Genomic DNA, 18,524 nt, shown 5'->3' with positions numbered 1-18,524 from the left:
TCTATGCGCTGACCGGGCTCGGCTTCCTCGGGGCCAGACAGGGGCAGCTCGCCGCCCTGGCGCGGCTGGCCGCCCGGACCTGGCTGCGTGAGGCGATCGACGGACCCGGCGTCCGCTTCCTGTTCGAGAATCCCGATGATCCGGTGACGCTGGGGTTCGATCCGCAAGACAAGGGCAAGGTCGCGATCGTCGGCGGCGCGGGGGTCGATCCGCTCGTGCTGATGCCGGAGCCGATGCCGCCGGCGCCGCCGCTCAAGGTCGCGCTGGTCGCGCGCATGCTCTGGTCGAAGGGCGTCGACCTCGCCGTCGAGGCGGTGAAGCTCGCCAGGGCGCAGGGGGCGCGCGTCGAACTCACCATCCATGGTGCGCCTGATGCGTCCAATCCGAAGGCGATCCCGGAGACGACTCTCAAGGAATGGGCTGCGCGTCCCGGCATCCATTGGGCCGGTCCGACGCGCGATATCGAGGGTGTCTGGCGGAACCACCATCTCTGCTGCCTGCCATCGCGCGGCGGCGAAGGGTTGCCGCGAACGATCCTCGAGGCGGCGGCCTGCGGCCGGGCTATCCTGACGACCGATGTGCCGGGCTGCCGCAGCTTCGTGCGCGACGGGCAGGACGGCATGGTGGTGCCGTCGGACGATGCGGCTGCGCTCGCCAAGGCGCTGATCGTGCTCGCAGCTGCGCCGGGGCTGGTTGAGCGGATGGGCGCGAGCGCGCGCAACCGTCTGCTCGATGGCCACACCGAACGCGATGTCATGGATGCGGTGAAGGCGCTCTATCGTGGCCTCTTGGCCCGGCCCCAGACGGATGTCGCAGCGTGAGCGCGCCGCTCGCCACGCTTGATCGGCGCGGCTTCATCCTCGCGCATACGCGGCTGATGCCGGTGCCTCATGCGTCCGAAATCAGCCTGCATGTCGCCGAGGAGGCGACCGAACTCTGGCAGAAGACAGAGGACGAGCTTGCGGTCATCGGGCTGCCGCTGCCGTTCTGGGCCTTCGCCTGGGCAGGCGGACAGGCGCTGGCACGGCATCTTCTCGATCATCCCGAGATCGTGCGCGGCAAGCGCGTGCTCGATTTTGCCAGCGGCTCGGGTCTCGTCGCGATCGCGGCGGCAAAAGCAGGGGCGGCCCATGTTCAGGCTTGCGACATCGATGCTTTCGCGGCCGAGGCGATCACGCTGAACGCGGAGGCGAACGGTGTCTCGGTGACTGTAGCTCTGGAAGACCTGATCGGGCGCGATGACGGCTGGGAGCTGATCTGCGCCGGCGATGTCTGCTATGAACGGGCCATGGCGGAGAGCGTGGTCGACTGGCTTTCGGGGCTGGTTGCCCGCGGCGCCGAAGTGCTGATCGGCGATCCGGGGCGCAGCTATCTGCCGCGGCAGCGCTTGCAGGAACTGGCGACCTATGAAGTCCCCGTGACGCGCTCGCTGGAAGACGCCGAGATCAAGAAGAGCACGGTCTGGCGATTGAGTATCGCCTGACCCGATGGCCCCGATCATGGGGCATATCGTATCCGATCCCATGATCTAACGTCTGCGGTTGCATGGGCTTTCACGAAAGCCGCAATCCACTTTCCGGGCCGATGCCCTAGGAGATCGCCTCCTTCAGGTCGAGCGTTCCCTGGACGCCGATGGCGTCGTAATTGCGTTTCAGCCAGCGCTTCGCGGCAGCACGGCCCATGTCGCGCAGCCGCAGCAGAAAGTCCCATTCCGCGTTCATGCGCGTGGAACTGGTCAACTCGGCCAGAGGCGGCCCGCCATCGATGCGGTGCATCAGCACGCGCTTGTACTCGTCCTTGGGCAGCTTGCCGGCATCGACCAGGCGATTGACGAAATCGATGGCGCGCAGCTCGCGCAGCAGCGAGGCGTTGAAGGTGATTTCGTTCAGCCGGTCCTGGATGGCGCGGGCATTGGTCGGCAGTTCCTTGCGCTGCAGAGGGTTGATCTGCACCAGCAGGATGTCGTCGCCGGTAGCCTCATAGAACAGGGGAAACAGGGCGGGGTTGCCCATATAGCCGCCGTCCCAATAGGCCTCGCCCTTGATCTCGACCGCCTGGAACAGCATCGGCAGGCACGCCGAGGCCATCAGGTGGTCGGCCGTCAGTTCGTCGCCATTGAAGACCTTGATCTTGYCTGTGCGGACATTGGTTGCGGCAATGAAGAGCTTGACCGCCCGGCACGCCTGAACCTTGTCGAAGTCGATCAGGTCGGCGATCACGCCGCGCAGCGGGTTGATGTTCAGCGGGTTGACGTCATAGGGGCTCGCAACCTTGGAAAAGAGCTCGAACCAGAGCAGTCCGGGCTGGGTGCCGTTCTTGCCCCAGGCGCCGAGCATGGTGTCGATCAGCGAACGCTCGGAGCCGCCATATTTGCCGTCGACGCTGATGCGCCGCCAGAAATTCTCGAGCTGGGTGCGGGCGCCGTCGATGCCGCCGTCGATCCAGCCCTCGCTAAGCACGACTGCGTTCATCGCACCGGCGCTGGTGCCAGACAGCGCCTCGATGGCGAGGCGTCCGTCCTCGAGGATCGCATCGAGCACGCCCCAGGTGAAGGCGCCATGGGCGCCACCACCCTGGAGAGCAAGGGAAACGCTCTTCTCGGCCTTGGGACCGGCGAGGCCCTCGACCAGACGCGCGCCGGTCCTGCGCCTGCCGGTCACGCTGCGGTCCAGCCGCCATCCATCGGCAAGGTGGCACCGGTGATGGATTTCGCCGCATCCGTGCAAAGGAAGATCGCGAGCGCCGCGACCTGCTCGACCGTCACGAACTCCTTGGTGGGCTGGGCCTCGAGCAGCACGTCATTGATGACCTGCTCCTTGGTCAACCCGCGCGCCTTCATCGTATCGGGGATCTGCTTCTCGACCAGCGGGGTCCAGACGTAGCCGGGTGCGATGGCGTTGACCGTGATGCCTTTGGTTGCGACTTCAAGCGCGACCGTCTTGGTGAAGCCGGCAATGCCGTGCTTGGCCGAGACATAGGCCGACTTGAAGGGCGAGGCGACAAAGGCATGGGCCGACGCAGTGTTGATGATCCGGCCCCAGCCCTTGCGCTTCATTCCGGGCAGCGCGGCGCGGGTGGTGTGGAAGGCCGAGGACAGGTTGATCGCGATGATCTGGTCCCATTTCTCGATCGGGAACTCGTCGACCGGCGCGACATGCTGGATCCCGGCATTGTTCACCAGGATGTCGATGGCGCCGAATGTCTTCTCCGCCTCCGCAACCATGGCGGCGATCTCGGCCGGCTTGGTCATGTCGGCCGGCGAGAACTGGGCCTTGATTCCGAACTCCTTCTCGAGTCCGCTGCGCAGCGCCTCGGCATCGGGGGCCGGCATGATGCCGTTGATGACAAGATGGGCGCCTTCCCTGGCGAGTGCGCGCGCATAGGCGAGACCGATGCCGGAGGTCGATCCGGTGACGAGGGCGGTACGATCTTTAAGGAACATGAGCGTCGAGGCTCCTGACACGGGCTGAGAAAATGCTTACGTTGCATATTTGAACGGGCAGTCTTTCCGTCCCCGCAAAGGCGGTCGCGGCACGTTGCCCGATGTAGTATTGCAACGCAACATGATGAAAATGCAGCCACACGCCCACGCGCATGACGGCCATGACCATGCGGCCTGTCGCCATGCCCAGGATCACCAGCGTCATGCCGCGGAAGCGCTGGCGCGCGCCGAGAAGCTCTGCCGGGAGCGTGGCCTGAGACTGACGCCGATCCGTCGCAAGGCCCTGGAGGCCCTGCATGCCGACCATCGCCCGGTCGGCGCCTATGATCTGGCCGATCGCATTTCGCCGCCCGGTGGCCGGCGTCTCGCGCCGATCTCGGTCTATCGCGCCCTGGATTTCCTGGTCGAGCAGGGGTTCGTGCACCGCCTGAGCTCGCGCAATGCCTATGTCGCCTGCCTGCACGGTCACGGCGCCAGCGACGTTGTCGCCTTCCTGATCTGCGAGACCTGTGGCGGCGTCGACGAGGATTCCTCGCCGGCCATGCGTCAGGCGGTGGCGGCGATCGTACATGGGCGACAATTCGTGCCCTCGCATCAGGTCGTCGAGATCGTCGGTCGCTGCGACCATTGCCGGAGCGCACATCCCCATGAATGAAACGGTTCTTACGGCCGCGCTTGCCGATGTCGCCGGGCCGCGGCCGCGCCGCTACACAGTCCCGGTTAAGGTCGGAACCGTCGAGGTTGGGGGCGGCGCGCCGATCGTCGTGCAGTCGATGACGAATACCGATACTGCCGATATCGCGGCCACCGTCGGGCAGGTCGCCGCGCTTGCGCGTGCGGGGTCCGAGCTCGTTCGCATCACCGTCGATCGTGACGAGGCTGCGGCTGCCGTGCCGCATATCCGCGAGCGCCTCGATATCCTCGGCATCGACGTGCCGCTGGTCGGCGATTTCCACTATATCGGTCACAAGCTGCTGACGGATCACCCGGCCTGCGCGGAGGCACTGGCAAAATACCGGATCAATCCCGGCAATGTCGGCTTCAAGGACAAGAAGGACAGGCAATTCGGCCAGATCGTCGAGCTCGCGATCAAGCATGGCAAGGCAGTCCGTATCGGCGCCAACTGGGGCTCGCTCGATCAGGAGCTGCTGACCGCGCTGATGGACGAGAATGCCTCCTCCCCGCAGCCGCTCGATGCGCGGGCAGTGATGCGCGAGGCCATGGTGCAGTCGGCCCTGCTCTCGGCTCAACGGGCCGAAGAGATCGGTCTGGCCAAGGACCGCATCATCCTTTCGGCCAAGGTCTCGGGCGTGCAGGATCTGATCGCGGTCTACCGGACGCTTGCGGAGCGCGGCGACTATGCCATTCATCTCGGCCTGACCGAAGCGGGCATGGGGTCGAAGGGGCTGGTCGCGTCCTCGGCTGCGCTCGGTATCCTGCTGCAGGAAGGCATCGGCGACACGATCCGCTTCTCGCTCACCCCGGAGCCCGGCGGCGACCGGACGCTGGAGGTCAAGGCGTCGCAGGAATTGCTGCAGACCATGGGGTTCCGCGCCTTCGTGCCGCTGGTCGCGGCCTGTCCCGGCTGCGGCCGCACGACATCGACGGTGTTCCAGGAACTGGCGCGGGATATCCAGAACTGGATTTCGTCCTCGATGCCGGACTGGAAGACCCGCTATCCCGGCGTCGAGATGCTGAACGTCGCGGTGATGGGTTGCATCGTGAATGGGCCGGGCGAATCCAAGCATGCCGATATCGGCATCTCGCTGCCGGGAACGGGCGAGGTCCCGACCGCTCCGGTCTTCGTCGACGGCAAGAAGGTCGCGACATTGCGCGGCGCCGGAATCGCATCCGAATTCAAGGACATGGTCAACGCCTATATCGAGCGACGCTACGGGATGCGCGCCGATGCGGCGGAATGAGCCGGCTCTCCTTGTGCGCGGTTCGGCCGCGCGCCTTTGCGCGGTGGCGGCGTTATGTTAGAGGCCCCGGCCTTTCGCTGCATTGCAGCACCCGCGGAGAACCCTGATGGGGCATGAGCAGCCGACTCCGCCGACCGGACAGGTTGGCGAGACACGTTTCGGCCTTGAAGACGGGCACGGCTCTTCTGCGACAGGCGGGCATTCGACGGCAAGCTACACGGCTCTCGCACTTGGGGCGCTTGGCGTCGTCTATGGCGATATCGGTACGAGCCCGCTTTACGCCCTGCGCGAGACCATCGTTACGGCCGCGGCGGTGCATAGCGGCGGTGGGAGTGAAGTGGCGGCGGTGCCGCGCGACATCGTCATTGGCGTGCTTTCGCTGATCCTGTGGTCGCTCGTCATTGTCGTCACGCTGAAATATGTCGTGCTGCTGATGCGAGCCGACAATAATGGCGAAGGCGGCATCCTGACATTGGTGGCGCTGGCGCAGCGCGCGCTTGGCCGCATGCGGGGAGGAGTGGTGCTCTTCCTCGGCATGGCCGGCGCTGCTCTGTTCTATGGCGATGCGGTGATTACACCCGCGATCTCGGTGCTCTCCGCGGTCGAAGGCATCAAGCTCGTGACGCCGGCTCTCGACGACTACGTCGTCACGATCGCGTCCGTGATCCTCGTCGGCCTGTTCATGGTGCAAAGCCATGGCACCGCCAAGGTGGCGACCTTCTTCGGGCCGATCATGCTGATCTGGTTCGCGACCCTGGCGGGGCTCGGCATTCTCCACATCGCGGACGATGTCGGCGTGCTCGCAGCGATCAATCCCTATTATGGCCTGCGCTTCTTCGTCGATCATCCGAACGTGTCGCTGGCCGTGCTCGGCTCGGTCTGCCTGGCCGTGACGGGCGCAGAAGCGCTCTATGCCGACATGGGCCATTTCGGCCGTGGACCGATCCGTAGCGCCTGGATCTACCTCGTCTTCCCGGCTCTCGTGCTGAACTATCTCGGCCAGGGCGCGCTGGTTCTGTCCGACCCGACCGCGATCGACAACCCGTTCTACAAGCTGGCGCCGGAAGGCTTCATCCTGCCGCTCGTGATCATGGCGACGGTTGCAACGATCATTGCCAGTCAGGCCGTGATCACCGGGGCCTTCTCGCTGACCCGACAGGCGATCCAGCTCGGCCTGATGCCGCGCCTGGAAATCCGCCATACCTCCGAGCACACCTCCGGGCAGATCTATATTCCGCGCATCAACATGCTGCTGCTGCTCGTGGTGCTGCTGCTGGTCTGGAGCTTCAAGACGTCGTCGAGCCTCTCGCATGCCTATGGTATCGCGGTTTTCGGCACGATGGTCGTCAGTTCGCTGCTGGCCTTCATCGTCATCGAGAAGAGCTGGGGCTGGAGCCGCCCGGCCGCCGCGGCGTTGATCCTGCCGTTCCTCGTGATCGACGTCGCATTCTTTACCGCCAACCTGCTGAAGCTCTTCAGTGGCGGCTATATGCCGGTGCTGCTGGCCATCGCCCTGGTTGTCCTGATGGCGACCTGGGTGCGCGGCACCCGGATCCTGTTCGACAAGACCCGCAAGACCGATGTCCCGCTGCTCGAGCTGGTCGCGATGCTCTCCAAGAGCCCGCCTGTCCGGGTCAAGGGCATGGCGGTGTTCCTGACCAGCGACCCGCAGACGGCCCCGGCTTCGCTGCTGCACAACCTGAAGCACAACAAGGTGCTGCATGATCGCAACGTTATCCTGACCGTGCGCTCGGCCGATACGCCACGCGTCGCCGACGAAGAGCGCGTTCGCCTCTCGCGCATCACCGACGATTTCTGGCGTGTCGAACTGGTCTATGGCTACATGGAGAGCCCGAACGTGCCCAAAGGGCTCGCCATGCTGCGCAAGCAGGGCTTCAAGTTCGACATCATGTCGACCTCGTTCTTCCTGTCGCGGCGCTCGATCAAGGCCTCACCGCAATCGGGCATGCCGATCTGGCAGGACAAGCTCTATATCACCCTGACCAAGAGCGCGACGGACGCGACCAGCTTCTTCCAGATCCCGACGGGACGCGTGGTCGAGGTCGGGACGCAAGTGACGGTGTAGCGCAGGATGATGAGGACGGCGGCGAGCCGACCCCGTCCCTGATTGCAGCCTGCCGATGTTCGGGCCTGGATCGCGGGCCTTTCCTGGGGCGCCGGTGAAGGCGGCCAAGCCGCGGTGTCATTCCAGGATGCGCGTCTCGTAGGCATAGAGCCGGCGAAAGCCGAGGCTCGCATAGAGGCTGATCGCGACCGCATTCGTCTGGTCGACCTGGAGATAGGCACGGTCGCAATCGAGCAGCTGCGCCCAGGACATGAGCCCGGAAACCATGCGCCGGCCAAGTCCCTGTCCGCGGTGACCGGGATCGACGACGATAGAGCCGATCTCGGCCATGCCGCGCTCGGCGACGCACATGCCATAGGCTACCGGCTCGCCGCCATGGAACAGCGTGGCGAAAGCCGCAGGCAGGCGCACCTTCTCGACGATCGCCGCCAGCTTGGTCTCGCTGCGTCTCGAGCCGGTCTGGTGCGACGTCACTCCCGCAATCCAGTCCCGGCTCGGACGGGCCTCGATCTGAAGCGCGGGTTCGACCTCCGGCGGCTTGCCGTCGAGATCGGCGATCAGCCCAAAGGATGCATCCTTCAGCCGGTAGCCGCGGGCGAGGATGCGCTCGCGCGTTGCTGCCGAGATCAGCGGGGTCAGCCTGACACAGGGCGGGAGGCCGTCGGCCTTGTAGAATTCCTCGATCAGTTCGAGGGTCGCATCGTCGAGTTCGGCCTCCGGCTTCAAGGGCGAGGCGGAATTCGCCCGGCCGGAATAGCCGTTGGCGAAGCGCACGACCCAGTCGCCGATCAGCAGCGTCGAGGGAGCCGGCCAGGCGTTGACGATGCGCCTTTCGCATTCGGCGATGCATGCCGGATCGTGCGGAACATCAGAGATCATCAGGCGCCTCGTGCCGCGCGGGGTTGAGGCCGCCAGCCCGGTGGCGCCATCTCGAAGCCGGAGAAGTCGAAACCGGGCGCGACCGTGCAGCCGACCAGCGTCCAGGCACCGAGCGACGTCGCACTTTGCCACCAACCGGTCGGCACCACGAATTGCGGGCGCTGTCCGGCGAGGAGATCGCGGCCGAGATGATGCGCCGAGGCGTCATGGCCGTTTGGGGACACGCTGATCACCAACGGTGCACCGGCATAGTGGTGCCAGATCTCGGTTGCATCGACGCGGTGCCATTCCGATGTCTCGCCGGTGTCGAGCAGATAATAGATCGCCGTCGAAAAGCCGCGCCCCTCCGGTCCTGCCCCGTCGCGAAAGGTCTCGCGATAATGCCCGCCTTCCGGATGCGGCTTGAGCTCGAGCAGGCGAATGATCTCTGCCGCGCTCAACCCGTCGAGCCGGTTCATCGTCATCGCTCAGAACCTGTTCTTGGCTTCACGAAGGGCGGCGAAGACCTTGCCGGGTTCACCCCCAGCAAGGCCGGCAGAGGTTGCGAGCGCGGCTTGTCCGGCGCGGAAGAAGGGGTTGGTGGCCTTTTCCTCGCCGATCGTGGTCAGCGCCCAGAACCGCCCGGCCGCCTTGGCCGCTTCGGCCTCGGCGAGCCTGGTCTTCAGCACGGCATTGGCGGGATCCACGGACACCGCGAAACGGGCGTTGGCGAGGGTGTAGTCGTGCCCCGTGATCAGCTGGGTGTCGTCGGGCAGGGTCATGATCCGCGACAGCGACGTCCACATGGCGGGCAACTGCCCGGGCTGAACGCGTCCGCAACCCATGACGAAGACGACATCGCCTACGAGCGCGAGCCGGGTCTGCTCGCCGACAAAGGTTAGATGCCCATCGGCGTGGCCGGGCGTGTGCCAGACGTCGAAGACGAAGCCTCCGAGTGGGACGCGATCGCCTTCGCCGACGACGGTGTCGACGGGGGCAGCGTCCCGGGCGTCCGCGGGGCCGTAGACTGTCGCGCCCGTGGCTTGCTTGAGCGCGGCGACGCCCTGGACATGGTCGAAATGGGAATKGGTGATGAAGATGTCGGAGATGGCCCAGCCCTTCTCCTCGGCTGCGGCCAGCACCTCCTTTGCGTCGGGGACGTCGACCGCCGCGCAGGCATGGGTCGCGGGATCGCGAATCAAGGCGCCGGCATTGTCGCTCAGCGTGCGGAAGATATGGATGTCGAGGGACATGGAAGGCTCCTGGCGCGGGAAGCGAAGGATAACCGCCGGGAGGCGATCAGCGCATCATGAATTGGGGCATGACCGGCACGCGATCAAGCATGGCCGTGTGCTGCCCGAGCAGAACCCGGTGCCCTTGCGTCGGCGCCACCGCCGGTCCATTTCATGTTCATGGCTCTCGACGTCGTCGACCTTCGCGCCTTCTATGCCAGTCCCCTCGGCCATGTCGCCCGGCGCTTCATCGGCCGGGCGATGCTGCGTTTCTGGCCGGATTGCGGACGCCAGCGCCTGCTCGGCCTGGGTTTCTGCACCCCCTACCTGACGGTGCTTGGCGCCAATGCCGAGCGCGTGCTCGCCTTCATGCCGGCGGCGCAAGGCGTGGTGAACTGGCCGTCGGAAGGTCTCTCGGCCTCGGCCTTGGTCGAGCCGACGCTGCTGCCCTTGCCGACAGCCTCGGTCGACAGGGTCGTGCTGGTTCATGCTCTTGAGGAGACAGAGAGCCCCGACGACCTGCTCGACGAGGTGGCGCGCGTGCTCAGTCCCGGTGGCCGCATGCTCGTCGTCGCGCCCAATCGCCGTGGGCTCTGGGCCCGGATGGACGGAACGCCCTTCGGTCACGGCCGCCCGTTCAGCCGCTCACAGCTCGAATCGCTGATGCGCGGCGCGACTTTCGCTCCGGAGAACTGGGCCGAGGCGCTCTATGTGCCGCCGCTCAAACGCAAGCTGTTCATGCGCTCCGCCCCAGCCTGGGAGCGGGTTGGCTCGGGGCTGTCGCTGCCCTTCGCTGGCGTCCATGTCATCGATGCGACCAAGCAGTTCTATCGCCGGGCGCCGCTGCGTGCGACGCGGCGCAGTTTTGCCTTTCGTCCCGTCCTGCTGCCCCAGCCCACCCCGACGCCACGATTGGGCGAAACGCCGGACAAGCGCCCGGCGGGTTGACAATCACAGCGTGGCACGGCCAAGGTCCGCCGCTTTTCGGGCCCCGGTCTTCCGTCTCCCCCTGCGGATCGACGGCCCCGCCCCAGAACTGGATCACAATGCGTAGCTATCTTGATTTCGAGAAACCGGTCGCCGAGCTTGAGGCGAAGGCGGATGAATTGCGTGCCCTGGATGCAAAGGGGGACGGCTATTCTCTGTCCGAGGAAATCGGAAAGCTCGATGCCAAGGCAAACCAGGCGCTCAAGGACCTCTATGGCGCCCTGACGCCCTGGCAGAAGACGCTGGTCGCCCGGCATCCGCAGCGGCCGCATTTCATCGATTACTGTGCGGCGCTGATCACCGAATTCACGCCGCTTGCGGGCGACCGCGCCTTCGGCGAGGACGAGGCGATCGTCGGCGGTTTCGGGCGCTTCCGCGGCCAGCCGGTCTGCGTGATGGGGCAGGAGAAGGGCAACAGCACCGAGACCCGCATCCGGCACAATTTCGGCATGCCGAAGCCTGAGGGCTATCGCAAGGCTGTCCGTCTGGCCGAGCTTGCCGATCGTTTCGGCCTGCCGGTTCTGAGCTTCGTCGACACCGCCGGTGCCTATCCGGGGATCGAGGCCGAGGAGCGCGGGCAGGCGGAAGCGATTGCGCGCTCGACCGAGGCATGGCTCGGTCTGCGCAGCCCGAGCGTCGCGCTGGTGATCGGCGAGGGCGGATCAGGCGGTGCCATCGCAATTGCTGCCGCGAGCCGCGTGATGATGATGGAACATGCGATCTATTCGGTGATCTCGCCGGAGGGCGCGGCCTCGATTCTCTGGCGCGATACGGCGCGCGCCCAGGACGCCGCGACCGGCATGAAGATCACGGCGCAGGATCTGCTGAAATTCGGCATCATCGACCGGATCGTCAGCGAGCCCACCGGAGGGGCGCATCGCGATCCCGAGATGGCGATTTCGCGCGCTGGCGATGCGATCGCATCTGCCCTGTCCGATCTCGCGGGGCTCTCGGCCGAGCAGGTCGTCGCCCAGCGCGAGGAGAAATTCCTCGCGATCGGCCGCAGCCTTTGAGCTTCGCAATCCCGCTGTTTACTCTTCCTTTACCGTATGGCCAGATCTGACCCCCTTGTGGTAAGGAACGGTCAAGCCTAACGCTTCACAACCATGATGAGCGGCACGATTTTGCCGTCTTGAGCATAGAAGGTCGGCGACGACCGCTTGATCAATGGGATCGACGACGTGGCAGCAAGACACATCGCCCTCGTGGCGCTCGTTGCTTTGACCCTGGGCGCCTGCGAAGAGGAGCGGTATCGCGGCTCTGCGCGCCATAACATCCCGATCCCATCGGCGACCTATGCGCTGATGTCCGAGAAGGGCATGAGCAAGGATCAGCCGATCCTGATCCGCTCCTACAAGAAGGAGTCGGAGCTCGAGGTCTGGAAGCGCAAGGGCGATGGCCGCTACGAGTTGCTGAAGACCTTCCCGATGTGCCGCTGGTCCGGCCAGCTCGGTCCGAAGGTCCGCGAAGGCGATCGCATGGCGCCGGAGGGCTTTTATGCCATCTCCCCGGGGCAGATGAACCCGAATTCGTCCTATTATGTCTCATTCAACATGGGCTATCCCAATGCCTATGACCGGTCCCATGGGCGCACCGGCGCGCATTTGATGGTTCATGGCGCCTGCTCCTCGGCGGGCTGCTATTCGATGACCGACGATCAGATCGGCGAGATCTATGCGCTGGTGCGCGAAGCACAGGGCGCGGGCCAGAAGGCCGTGCAGATGCAGGCCTTCCCCTTCCGGATGACGCCGGAAAACCTCGCCAAGCACCGGCTCGACCCCAATATCGCCTTCTGGAAGAACCTGAAGGAAGGCTCGGACTATTTCGAGGTCGCCAAGGATGAGCCGAGCGTCGGCGTCAGCGGCGGCCGCTATGTCTTCAACGGTGGCAATCTCGGCGCGGCCGTGGCGCAGAAGCGCCAGCAGGATGACGTCCAGGTTGCGGCGCTGGTGGCCAAGGGCACACCGGCGGTGAAGCTGATCTATGATGACGGCGACCAGCATAACTCCTTCAAGCAGGCTCTCGTCGCGGGCGGTTCCGATTCGCTGAACAGGTCGGCATCCTGGGCTTCGCGGGATGTCGGCATCAGCCGCCCGGACGCGCTGACCGTTGGCCCGCGCGTCGTCGTGCTGGACGACAAGGGACGGACCAAGGCGACCGTGCGTGCGGCTTCGGCGGACAATGAGGCCGTGCTTGCGGCTGTCGCCTCCGCGCCGGCCGAAGTGGCGGCGACGCCGGCTGCTGCTCCCGCTGTGGTGGTCAAGCCCGCCGCTGCGCCGGCCGCGGCCGTCGCCGCGACCCAGGTGGCCAAGGTCCTGCCGGGGGCTGCCCAGCAGGTGCCAGTCGTTGCCAGCGCGGTGCCGGCGGCCCCTGCCGTGGGCACCGTCGCTGATAACCGCCCCTTCTATCAGCGTGCGCTGAGCTTCGTGCCCTTGATCGGAGGCTCGGCGCAGCCTGTGGAGGCGCCTGTGGCCGCGCCAGTCGCTTCCGTGGTCCCGGCGAAGCCGACCAATGTGCGCACGCCGCTGCCGCCGCGTCGGGCAGACACGCTGCGCACGACGCAACTCGACCAGTCGAACGCTGCCTATTCGAGCCAGTCCGCGACCCGTTGAGTCTCCTTTGTCACGCATTCGATGCGTGACAAAAATATCACCAGATCCTGACTTCCTCGCAGAAGCTCATTTTGACAGCGCAGATGCCGCCCGACGGGCGGCTTCTGCGATTTTCCTGTGCAGGATGCCAAAAAGCTCGTCTTGCTGAGAATCCGGTTCCATCGGCCTGATTGGGGCAGAAACGCGGCAATTCGCGCGCGGTTTCTGTCTTTTGACGGAGCTACTGATGGTTCTCGATCTGATACGTCTTCCGGCGACTGGCGCGGCGCTGTCGCTCGCCATGTTTGCTGGTGCGGCCCAGGCATCCGACCTGCCAAGCAAGAAGGGTCCGCCGCCGGCACCCGTTCCGCCGAGCATCACCTGGATCGATGCTGCGGTCAGCATCAAGGGCGTGACCGACTACGTTTTCCGCGGCATCTCGCAGACGGACCGCAAGCCCGGCGCCCAAGGCTCGGTGGAGCTGCAGTTCTATGACAACCTGTTCTATCTCGGCGTCTTCGGTGCCAATGTCGATCTCGCGACCAGCCCGCCCGCCGAGATCGACTTCTATGGCGGTATCCGTCCGAAATTCGGCCCGGTCACCTTCGACCTGGGCGTGATCCAATATTATTATCCGAATGAGAAGCGCTTCATCGACGGGCTCGGCGTGATCTGGACGCCGCGCAATACCGATTTCACCGAGCTTGCCGGCAAGGTCTCCTATAACTGGGAGGACAAGGCCACGCTCGGCGCCAATGTCTTCTATGCCTGGGACTGGCTCGGCACGGGCGCAACGGGCACCTACGCTTCGCTGACGGCCAAGTACAATCTGCCCTTCCTCGAGGGTCTCTCGGTCTCTGGAGAGTTCGGCCGCTACTGGCTCGGCACCACCAGCACCAACATCGCGTTCCCGACGCCGATCCGGCTGCCCGACTACAATTACTGGAATGCCGGCCTGTCTTACACCTACAAGAACCTGACCGCCGATCTGCGCTATCACGACACCAACCTGTCCAAGGCCAACTGCTTCCTGCTGACCTCCGATCCGCGCGGGATCACCCGAGGCAACGCGGGAGGCGGCTATAGCTCGAACTGGTGCAACCCGACCGTAGTCGGGACGCTCTCCTTCGACATCACGGCCAGCAGCGTCGGGGTCTTCGCGCCGAAGTGACGCCGCGCGATCATGCAGGACAAACGAAGAGGGCCGCTCGTGAGAGCGGCCCTTTTTCATATTCCGAAGCTTGAGGCCACCGGGGTGTCAGGCGAACTGCCCGTGGCAGTGCTTGAACTTCTTGCCGGAGCCGCACGGGCAGGGCTCGTTGCGGCCGACCTTGCCCCAGCTCGATGGATCGGTCGGGTCACGGTCCACAACCGCGACCTCGCCCTCTTCGACTGCGGCATATTGCAGGCCGCTGCCGCCGTAATCGCCGAAGGCGGGAGCAGGCAGGGTATCCTGGGGTGGCAGGATGCCATCCTCCGGCTGATCGAAGCGGACCTCGATGCGCATAAGGTTGCCGGTGACCTGCTCGCGCAGATGGCCGATCAACCCGTCGAAGAGCTCGAAGGCTTCCTGCTTGTACTCGTTCAGCGGGTCGCGCTGGGCATAGCCGCGCCAGCCGACAACCTGGCGGAGATGGTCGAGCGTGACGAGATGCTCGCGCCAGAGATGGTCGAGCGTCTGCAGCAGCACCTGCTTCTCGACATAGGTCATGACCTCTTCGGTGTTGCGGGCGATGCGCTCGGCATAGGCCAGGTCGGCCTGGGTGCGGATGCGTTCGCGGAGTTCCGCGTCGGCGATGCCTTCCTCCTTGGCCCAGTCCTCGATCGGCAAATCGAGATTGAGGAAGTTATGGACGTCTTCGCGCAGGCCAGCAGCATCCCACTGCTCTGCATAGGCCTCTTCGGGGATGCGGCGGGTTACGACGTCCTCGACGACGCCGTGGCGCATGTCGTCGATGGTCTCGCGCACGCTCGCCTGGCGCATGAAATCGCGGCGCTGCTCGAAGACGACCTTGCGTTGGTCGTTCATGACGTCGTCGTATTTCAGGATGTTCTTGCGGATGTCGAAGTTGCGCGCCTCGACCTTGCCCTGCGCCTTCTCGACGGCCTTGTTGATCCAGGGATGGACGATGGCCTCGTCCTCCTTGAGGCCGAGCTTCTGCAGCATTCCGTCCATGCGGTCGGAGCCGAAGATCCGCATCAGATCGTCCTGCAGCGACAGGAAGAATTTCGAGCGGCCCGGGTCACCCTGGCGGCCGGCACGGCCACGGAGCTGGTTGTCGATGCGCCGGCTTTCATGGCGCTCGGTGCCGACGATGTAGAGTCCGCCGGCCTTGAGCACGCGCTGCTTGAAGTCGGCGACCTCGGCGCGGATCGCCTTGGCCTTCTCGTCACGCTCGGGCCCTTCGGGCATGTCGCGCAGATCGTGCTGGATCCGCATCTCGGCATTGCCGCCGAGCTGGATGTCAGTGCCACGGCCGGCCATGTTGGTGGCGATGGTGATCGCCCCTGGGGCGCCGGCCTGGGCGACGATATAGGCTTCCTGCTCGTGGAAGCGGGCGTTCAGCACGGCGAAATACTTGGACGGCTTGCCTTGGCGGGCGGCCTCATAGATCGGCTCCAAAGCGTTCGGAGCGCTGAAATCGATCTGCTTGAAGCCTTCCTTGCTCAGCATTTCGGCGACGAGCTCGGAGCGCTCGATCGACGTGGTGCCGACCAGCATGGGCTGGCCATTGTCCTGCGAGGCCTTGATTTCGCGGATAACGCCACGGACCTTTTCCTCGAAGGTGCGATAGACCTCGTCATCCTCGTCGAGGCGCGCGACGGGGACGTTGGTCGGGATCTCGAGCACTTCCAGCTTGTAGATCTGGAAGAACTCGTCAGCTTCCGTCGAGGCCGTACCGGTCATGCCGGCGAGCTTCGAATAGAGCCGGAAATAGTTCTGGAAGGTGATGGAGGCGAGCGTCGCGTTCTCGGGCTGGACCGTGACGTGCTCCTTGGCCTCCAGGGCCTGGTGCAGGCCCTCGGAGTAGCGTCGGCCGGGCATCATGCGGCCGGTGAACTCATCGATGATCACGACTTCGTCGTTGCGGACGATATAATCCTTGTCGCGGGTGAACAGCGAGTGGGCGCGCAGGGCCTGGTTGACGTGATGGACCAATGTGACGTTGGCCGCGTCGTAGAGATCGCCTTCCTTGAGCAGATCGGCCTGGCGCAGCAGCTCCTCGATATGCTCGTTGCCGGCCTCGGTCAGGGAGACGGCGCGCTGCTTCTCATCGACTTCGAAATCGGTCTTGACCAGCGAGGGGATGAGCTTGTCGATCATGACATAAAGATCGGACTTGTCGTCGAGCGGGCCGGAAATGATCAGCGGCGTGCGGGCTTCGTCGACCAGGATCGAATCGACCTCGTCGACGATCGCGAAATGGTGGCCGCGCTGCGACATCTGCGCGACGTCGTATTTCATGTTGTCGCGTAGATAGTCGAAGCCGAATTCGTTGTTGGTGCCGTAGGTGATGTCGCTGGCATAGGCGCGCTGGCGCTCGTCGTCATCGATGCCGTGGACGATGATGCCGGTGGTCAGGCCGAGGAAGTTGTAGAGCTTGCCCATCCATTCGGCGTCGCGGCGGGCGAGGTAGTCGTTGACCGTGACGACATGGACGCCCTTCCCTTCAAGCGCGTTGAGATAGGTCGGCAGCGTCGCGACCAGTGTCTTGCCTTCGCCGGTCTTCATTTCCGAGATCGCACCCTCGTGCAGCACGATACCGCCGATGAGCTGGACATCGTAGGGCCGCTGGCCGAGCACGCGCTTGGCAGCCTCGCGCACGGTTGCGAAGGCCGGCACGAGCAGATCGTCGAGCTTGGCGCCGTTCGCCAATTGCTGGCGGAATTCCTGAGTACGGGCCTGCAGCGCCTCATCGCTGAGGGCGGCGACTTCCTGTTCGAGGGCATTGATCGCGGCGACGCGAGGGGCATAGCCCTTGACGCGCCGGTCATTCGACGAGCCGAAGAGTTTCTTTGCGAGCGCGCCAAGCATGTCTGGCCTTCTTTCGGTGCCTGGCTCGCGGCGGCGCATGGTCATCATCCTGCGCCGACGGAAGCCGGATTATCTCAATTCGACCGCGTGTTTAGACGCGTGCGGGTGCGGGGTCCAGCGTCGCTTTTGCCGGAGCCGGCGCGCTGATCGTGAGGCATCGCTCGCCGGGATGTGGGGTTTTGCACCGCAGGTGCCAAGGGGATCGGTGGCGGGGATGTAAAAAGCGCCTGCGGATTACCGAAAAGCAACCTTCAGGCAACCTCTAAGTGGCTCAATCGCCTTGCCTTCGCCGTGTTCAACTGGCAGTGGAGCGCCAGCATTATTCTGGACATCAGCGAAAGGCCGTCCCGATGAAATTGTCCCGTTTCGCCATGCTGCCGCTTGGGCTTGCATTGGCCGGCGCACCGATGCTTGCCCTGCCGGCCTTCGCTCAGGCGGACAAGGTCGTGGCCAAGGTCGACGGAATCGCGATCACCGAGCGCGACATGACGCTTGCCAGCGAAGATCTGGGCGAACGCCTCGCGCAGCTCCCCGAAGACCGCAAGCGCGACGAGGTGATCAACTACCTCGTCGACCTCAAGCTTGGGGCCAAGGCTGCCGTAGCAGCCAAGATCGCGGAAGGGCCGGATTTCGCGTCGCGCCTCGCCTATTACCGCGAGAAGGTGCTGCTCGACGAGTATCTGACGCGCGAGGCCAAGAAGGCTGCGACGCCGGAAGCGGCGAAGAAGCTCTTCGAAGATACCGTCAAGGCCATGGCGCCCGAGGAAGAGGTGCATGCGCGCCACATCCTGGTCGAGGATGAAGCCAAGGCCAAGGACGCTGCGGCACGGGTGAAGAAGGGCGAGGATTTCGCCAAGGTCGCAGCCGAGCTCTCCAAGGATCCTGGTTCGGGCAAGGAAGGCGGCGATCTCGGCTGGTTCACGAAGGAGCGCATGGTTCCGCAGTTCTCGGAGGCTGCCTTCAAGCTCGAGAAGGGACAGATCTCGGAGCCGGTGCAGAGCCAGTTTGGGTGGCATGTCATCAAGGTCGAGGACAAGCGCTCCAAGCCGCTGCCCAAGTTCGAGGATGTCAAGCCGCAGATCGACCAGTATCTCGAGCGCAAGGCCCAGCAGGACATCGTGCTGGCGATGCGCGAGAAGGCCAAGGTCGAGCGGCTGGACAAGCCAGCCGAGAAGCCCGCGGACAAGCCGGCCGAGCCGAAGAAGCCCTGAACGGCTGATCGTTGCTCCGTTCCCGGGCCTGGCCCGGGAATTTCAGGGAGAATTACGACATGGTGCCCGGGGCAAACCCGGGCATCATGCGTTTGGGCTCTGCATTTCCAACTCTTGTCTTCCGTCCGCTGCTGCGGCAAATCGGACGCCTCGTTTCAG

16 protein-coding genes are annotated in these 18,524 nt (G+C 64.8%); 10 read left to right on the top strand and 6 right to left on the bottom strand.

Going from position 1 to position 18,524, the window contains the following annotated elements:
- A partial coding sequence (locus AC1D34_RS14835) for a glycosyltransferase (protein ID WP_476824614.1) occupies nt 1-821 on the top strand: 821 nt, incomplete at its 5' end.
- Nucleotides 822-877: 56 nt separating this feature from the next.
- Entirely contained in the window at nt 878-1,483 is a 606-nt protein-coding gene (locus AC1D34_RS14830) for a class I SAM-dependent methyltransferase (RefSeq protein ID WP_476824616.1), read from the top strand.
- Between the two features lie 106 nt (nt 1,484-1,589).
- On the opposite strand, the gene AC1D34_RS14825 is transcribed toward AC1D34_RS14830, so the two are convergent.
- Nucleotides 1,590-2,660, bottom strand: coding sequence for a patatin-like phospholipase family protein (locus tag AC1D34_RS14825; protein WP_476824613.1), 1,071 nt, complete (start codon nt 2,658-2,660; stop codon nt 1,590-1,592).
- Nucleotides 2,657-3,442 carry a 3-hydroxybutyrate dehydrogenase gene (locus tag AC1D34_RS14820; protein ID WP_441487851.1) on the bottom strand — a complete coding sequence of 262 codons (786 nt, stop codon included), beginning with the start codon at nt 3,440-3,442 and terminating at the stop codon, nt 2,657-2,659. The genes AC1D34_RS14825 and AC1D34_RS14820 overlap by 4 nt, the downstream gene beginning before the upstream one ends.
- Nucleotides 3,443-3,572: 130 nt before the next feature.
- Here AC1D34_RS14820 and AC1D34_RS14815 point away from each other — a divergent pair, with 130 nt between their 5' ends.
- From AC1D34_RS14815 to AC1D34_RS14805, 3 genes are all read left to right on the top strand, one after another.
- Nucleotides 3,573-4,097, top strand: coding sequence for a transcriptional repressor (locus AC1D34_RS14815; protein ID WP_441487852.1), 525 nt, complete (start codon nt 3,573-3,575; stop codon nt 4,095-4,097).
- The gene (ispG, locus tag AC1D34_RS14810) at nt 4,090-5,364 is read left to right on the top strand and encodes a flavodoxin-dependent (E)-4-hydroxy-3-methylbut-2-enyl-diphosphate synthase (protein ID WP_441487853.1); all 1,275 of its coding nucleotides are present in this window, start codon (nt 4,090-4,092) and stop codon (nt 5,362-5,364) included. The genes AC1D34_RS14815 and ispG overlap by 8 nt, the downstream gene beginning before the upstream one ends.
- Before the next feature lie 106 nt (nt 5,365-5,470).
- Entirely contained in the window at nt 5,471-7,450 is a 1,980-nt protein-coding gene (locus tag AC1D34_RS14805; RefSeq protein WP_476775336.1) for a potassium transporter Kup, read from the top strand.
- A gap of 117 nt (nt 7,451-7,567) precedes the next feature.
- Here the strand turns inward: AC1D34_RS14805 and AC1D34_RS14800 are convergent, their stop codons facing one another.
- The 3 genes from AC1D34_RS14800 to gloB are packed head-to-tail and all read right to left on the bottom strand — an operon-like array spanning nt 7,568 to nt 9,561.
- Nucleotides 7,568-8,329 (bottom strand): GNAT family N-acetyltransferase, encoded by a 762-nt coding sequence (locus AC1D34_RS14800; RefSeq protein ID WP_476824612.1) that lies wholly within the window; start codon nt 8,327-8,329, stop codon nt 7,568-7,570.
- Entirely contained in the window at nt 8,329-8,787 is a 459-nt protein-coding gene (locus AC1D34_RS14795) for a cupin domain-containing protein (RefSeq protein ID WP_476824615.1), read from the bottom strand. Before AC1D34_RS14795 ends, AC1D34_RS14800 begins: the two co-directional genes overlap by 1 nt.
- A gap of 9 nt (nt 8,788-8,796) precedes the next feature.
- On the bottom strand, nt 8,797-9,561 hold the full coding sequence (gloB, locus tag AC1D34_RS14790) for a hydroxyacylglutathione hydrolase (protein WP_476824611.1): 765 nt from the start codon (nt 9,559-9,561) through the stop codon (nt 8,797-8,799).
- Between the two features lie 159 nt (nt 9,562-9,720).
- On the opposite strand from gloB, the gene AC1D34_RS14785 reads away from it, so the two are divergent.
- From AC1D34_RS14785 to AC1D34_RS14770, 4 genes are all read left to right on the top strand, one after another.
- Nucleotides 9,721-10,488, top strand: coding sequence for a class I SAM-dependent methyltransferase (locus AC1D34_RS14785; RefSeq protein ID WP_441488330.1), 768 nt, complete (start codon nt 9,721-9,723; stop codon nt 10,486-10,488).
- 98 nt (nt 10,489-10,586) lie between these two features.
- Nucleotides 10,587-11,540: an acetyl-CoA carboxylase carboxyltransferase subunit alpha gene (locus AC1D34_RS14780; protein WP_441487857.1), complete on the top strand. Its 954-nt coding sequence runs from the start codon at nt 10,587-10,589 to the stop codon at nt 11,538-11,540.
- A gap of 168 nt (nt 11,541-11,708) precedes the next feature.
- Nucleotides 11,709-13,139 carry a L,D-transpeptidase family protein gene (locus AC1D34_RS14775; protein ID WP_441487858.1) on the top strand — a complete coding sequence of 477 codons (1,431 nt, stop codon included), beginning with the start codon at nt 11,709-11,711 and terminating at the stop codon, nt 13,137-13,139.
- A 226-nt stretch (nt 13,140-13,365) separates the two neighbouring features.
- Nucleotides 13,366-14,289 (top strand): TorF family putative porin, encoded by a 924-nt coding sequence (locus AC1D34_RS14770; RefSeq protein ID WP_441487859.1) that lies wholly within the window; start codon nt 13,366-13,368, stop codon nt 14,287-14,289.
- An 87-nt stretch (nt 14,290-14,376) separates the two neighbouring features.
- Here AC1D34_RS14770 and secA read toward each other — a convergent pair whose 3' ends face one another.
- Nucleotides 14,377-17,154, bottom strand: a complete 2,778-nt coding sequence (gene secA, locus AC1D34_RS14765) for a preprotein translocase subunit SecA (RefSeq protein ID WP_441504301.1) — start codon at nt 17,152-17,154, stop codon at nt 14,377-14,379.
- A gap of 350 nt (nt 17,155-17,504) precedes the next feature.
- On the opposite strand from secA, the gene AC1D34_RS14760 reads away from it, so the two are divergent.
- Nucleotides 17,505-18,365, top strand: coding sequence for a peptidylprolyl isomerase (locus AC1D34_RS14760; protein ID WP_441487861.1), 861 nt, complete (start codon nt 17,505-17,507; stop codon nt 18,363-18,365).
- Nucleotides 18,366-18,524 lie beyond the last annotated feature (159 nt).

Source organism: Allobosea sp. P1_A7 (assembly GCF_056406775.1).
This window is presented reverse-complemented; position numbering and strand designations above follow the sequence as displayed.

Excerpts from the sequence above, each read along its gene's own strand:
- AC1D34_RS14830 (WP_476824616.1), top strand. The coding sequence starts at position 878 with ATGCCGGTGCCTCATGCGTCCGAAATCAGCCTGCATGTCGCCGAGGAG.
- AC1D34_RS14820 (WP_441487851.1), bottom strand. The coding sequence starts at position 3,442 with ATGTTCCTTAAAGATCGTACCGCCCTCGTCACCGGATCGACCTCCGGC.
- AC1D34_RS14815 (WP_441487852.1), top strand. The coding sequence starts at position 3,573 with ATGCAGCCACACGCCCACGCGCATGACGGCCATGACCATGCGGCCTGT.
- ispG (WP_441487853.1), top strand. The coding sequence starts at position 4,090 with ATGAATGAAACGGTTCTTACGGCCGCGCTTGCCGATGTCGCCGGGCCG.
- AC1D34_RS14805 (WP_476775336.1), top strand. The coding sequence starts at position 5,471 with ATGGGGCATGAGCAGCCGACTCCGCCGACCGGACAGGTTGGCGAGACA.
- AC1D34_RS14800 (WP_476824612.1), bottom strand. The coding sequence starts at position 8,329 with ATGATCTCTGATGTTCCGCACGATCCGGCATGCATCGCCGAATGCGAA.
- AC1D34_RS14795 (WP_476824615.1), bottom strand. The coding sequence starts at position 8,787 with ATGAACCGGCTCGACGGGTTGAGCGCGGCAGAGATCATTCGCCTGCTC.
- AC1D34_RS14785 (WP_441488330.1), top strand. The coding sequence starts at position 9,721 with ATGGCTCTCGACGTCGTCGACCTTCGCGCCTTCTATGCCAGTCCCCTC.
- AC1D34_RS14780 (WP_441487857.1), top strand. The coding sequence starts at position 10,587 with ATGCGTAGCTATCTTGATTTCGAGAAACCGGTCGCCGAGCTTGAGGCG.
- AC1D34_RS14770 (WP_441487859.1), top strand. The coding sequence starts at position 13,366 with ATGGTTCTCGATCTGATACGTCTTCCGGCGACTGGCGCGGCGCTGTCG.
- secA (WP_441504301.1), bottom strand. The coding sequence starts at position 17,154 with ATGCTTGGCGCGCTCGCAAAGAAACTCTTCGGCTCGTCGAATGACCGG.
- AC1D34_RS14760 (WP_441487861.1), top strand. The coding sequence starts at position 17,505 with ATGAAATTGTCCCGTTTCGCCATGCTGCCGCTTGGGCTTGCATTGGCC.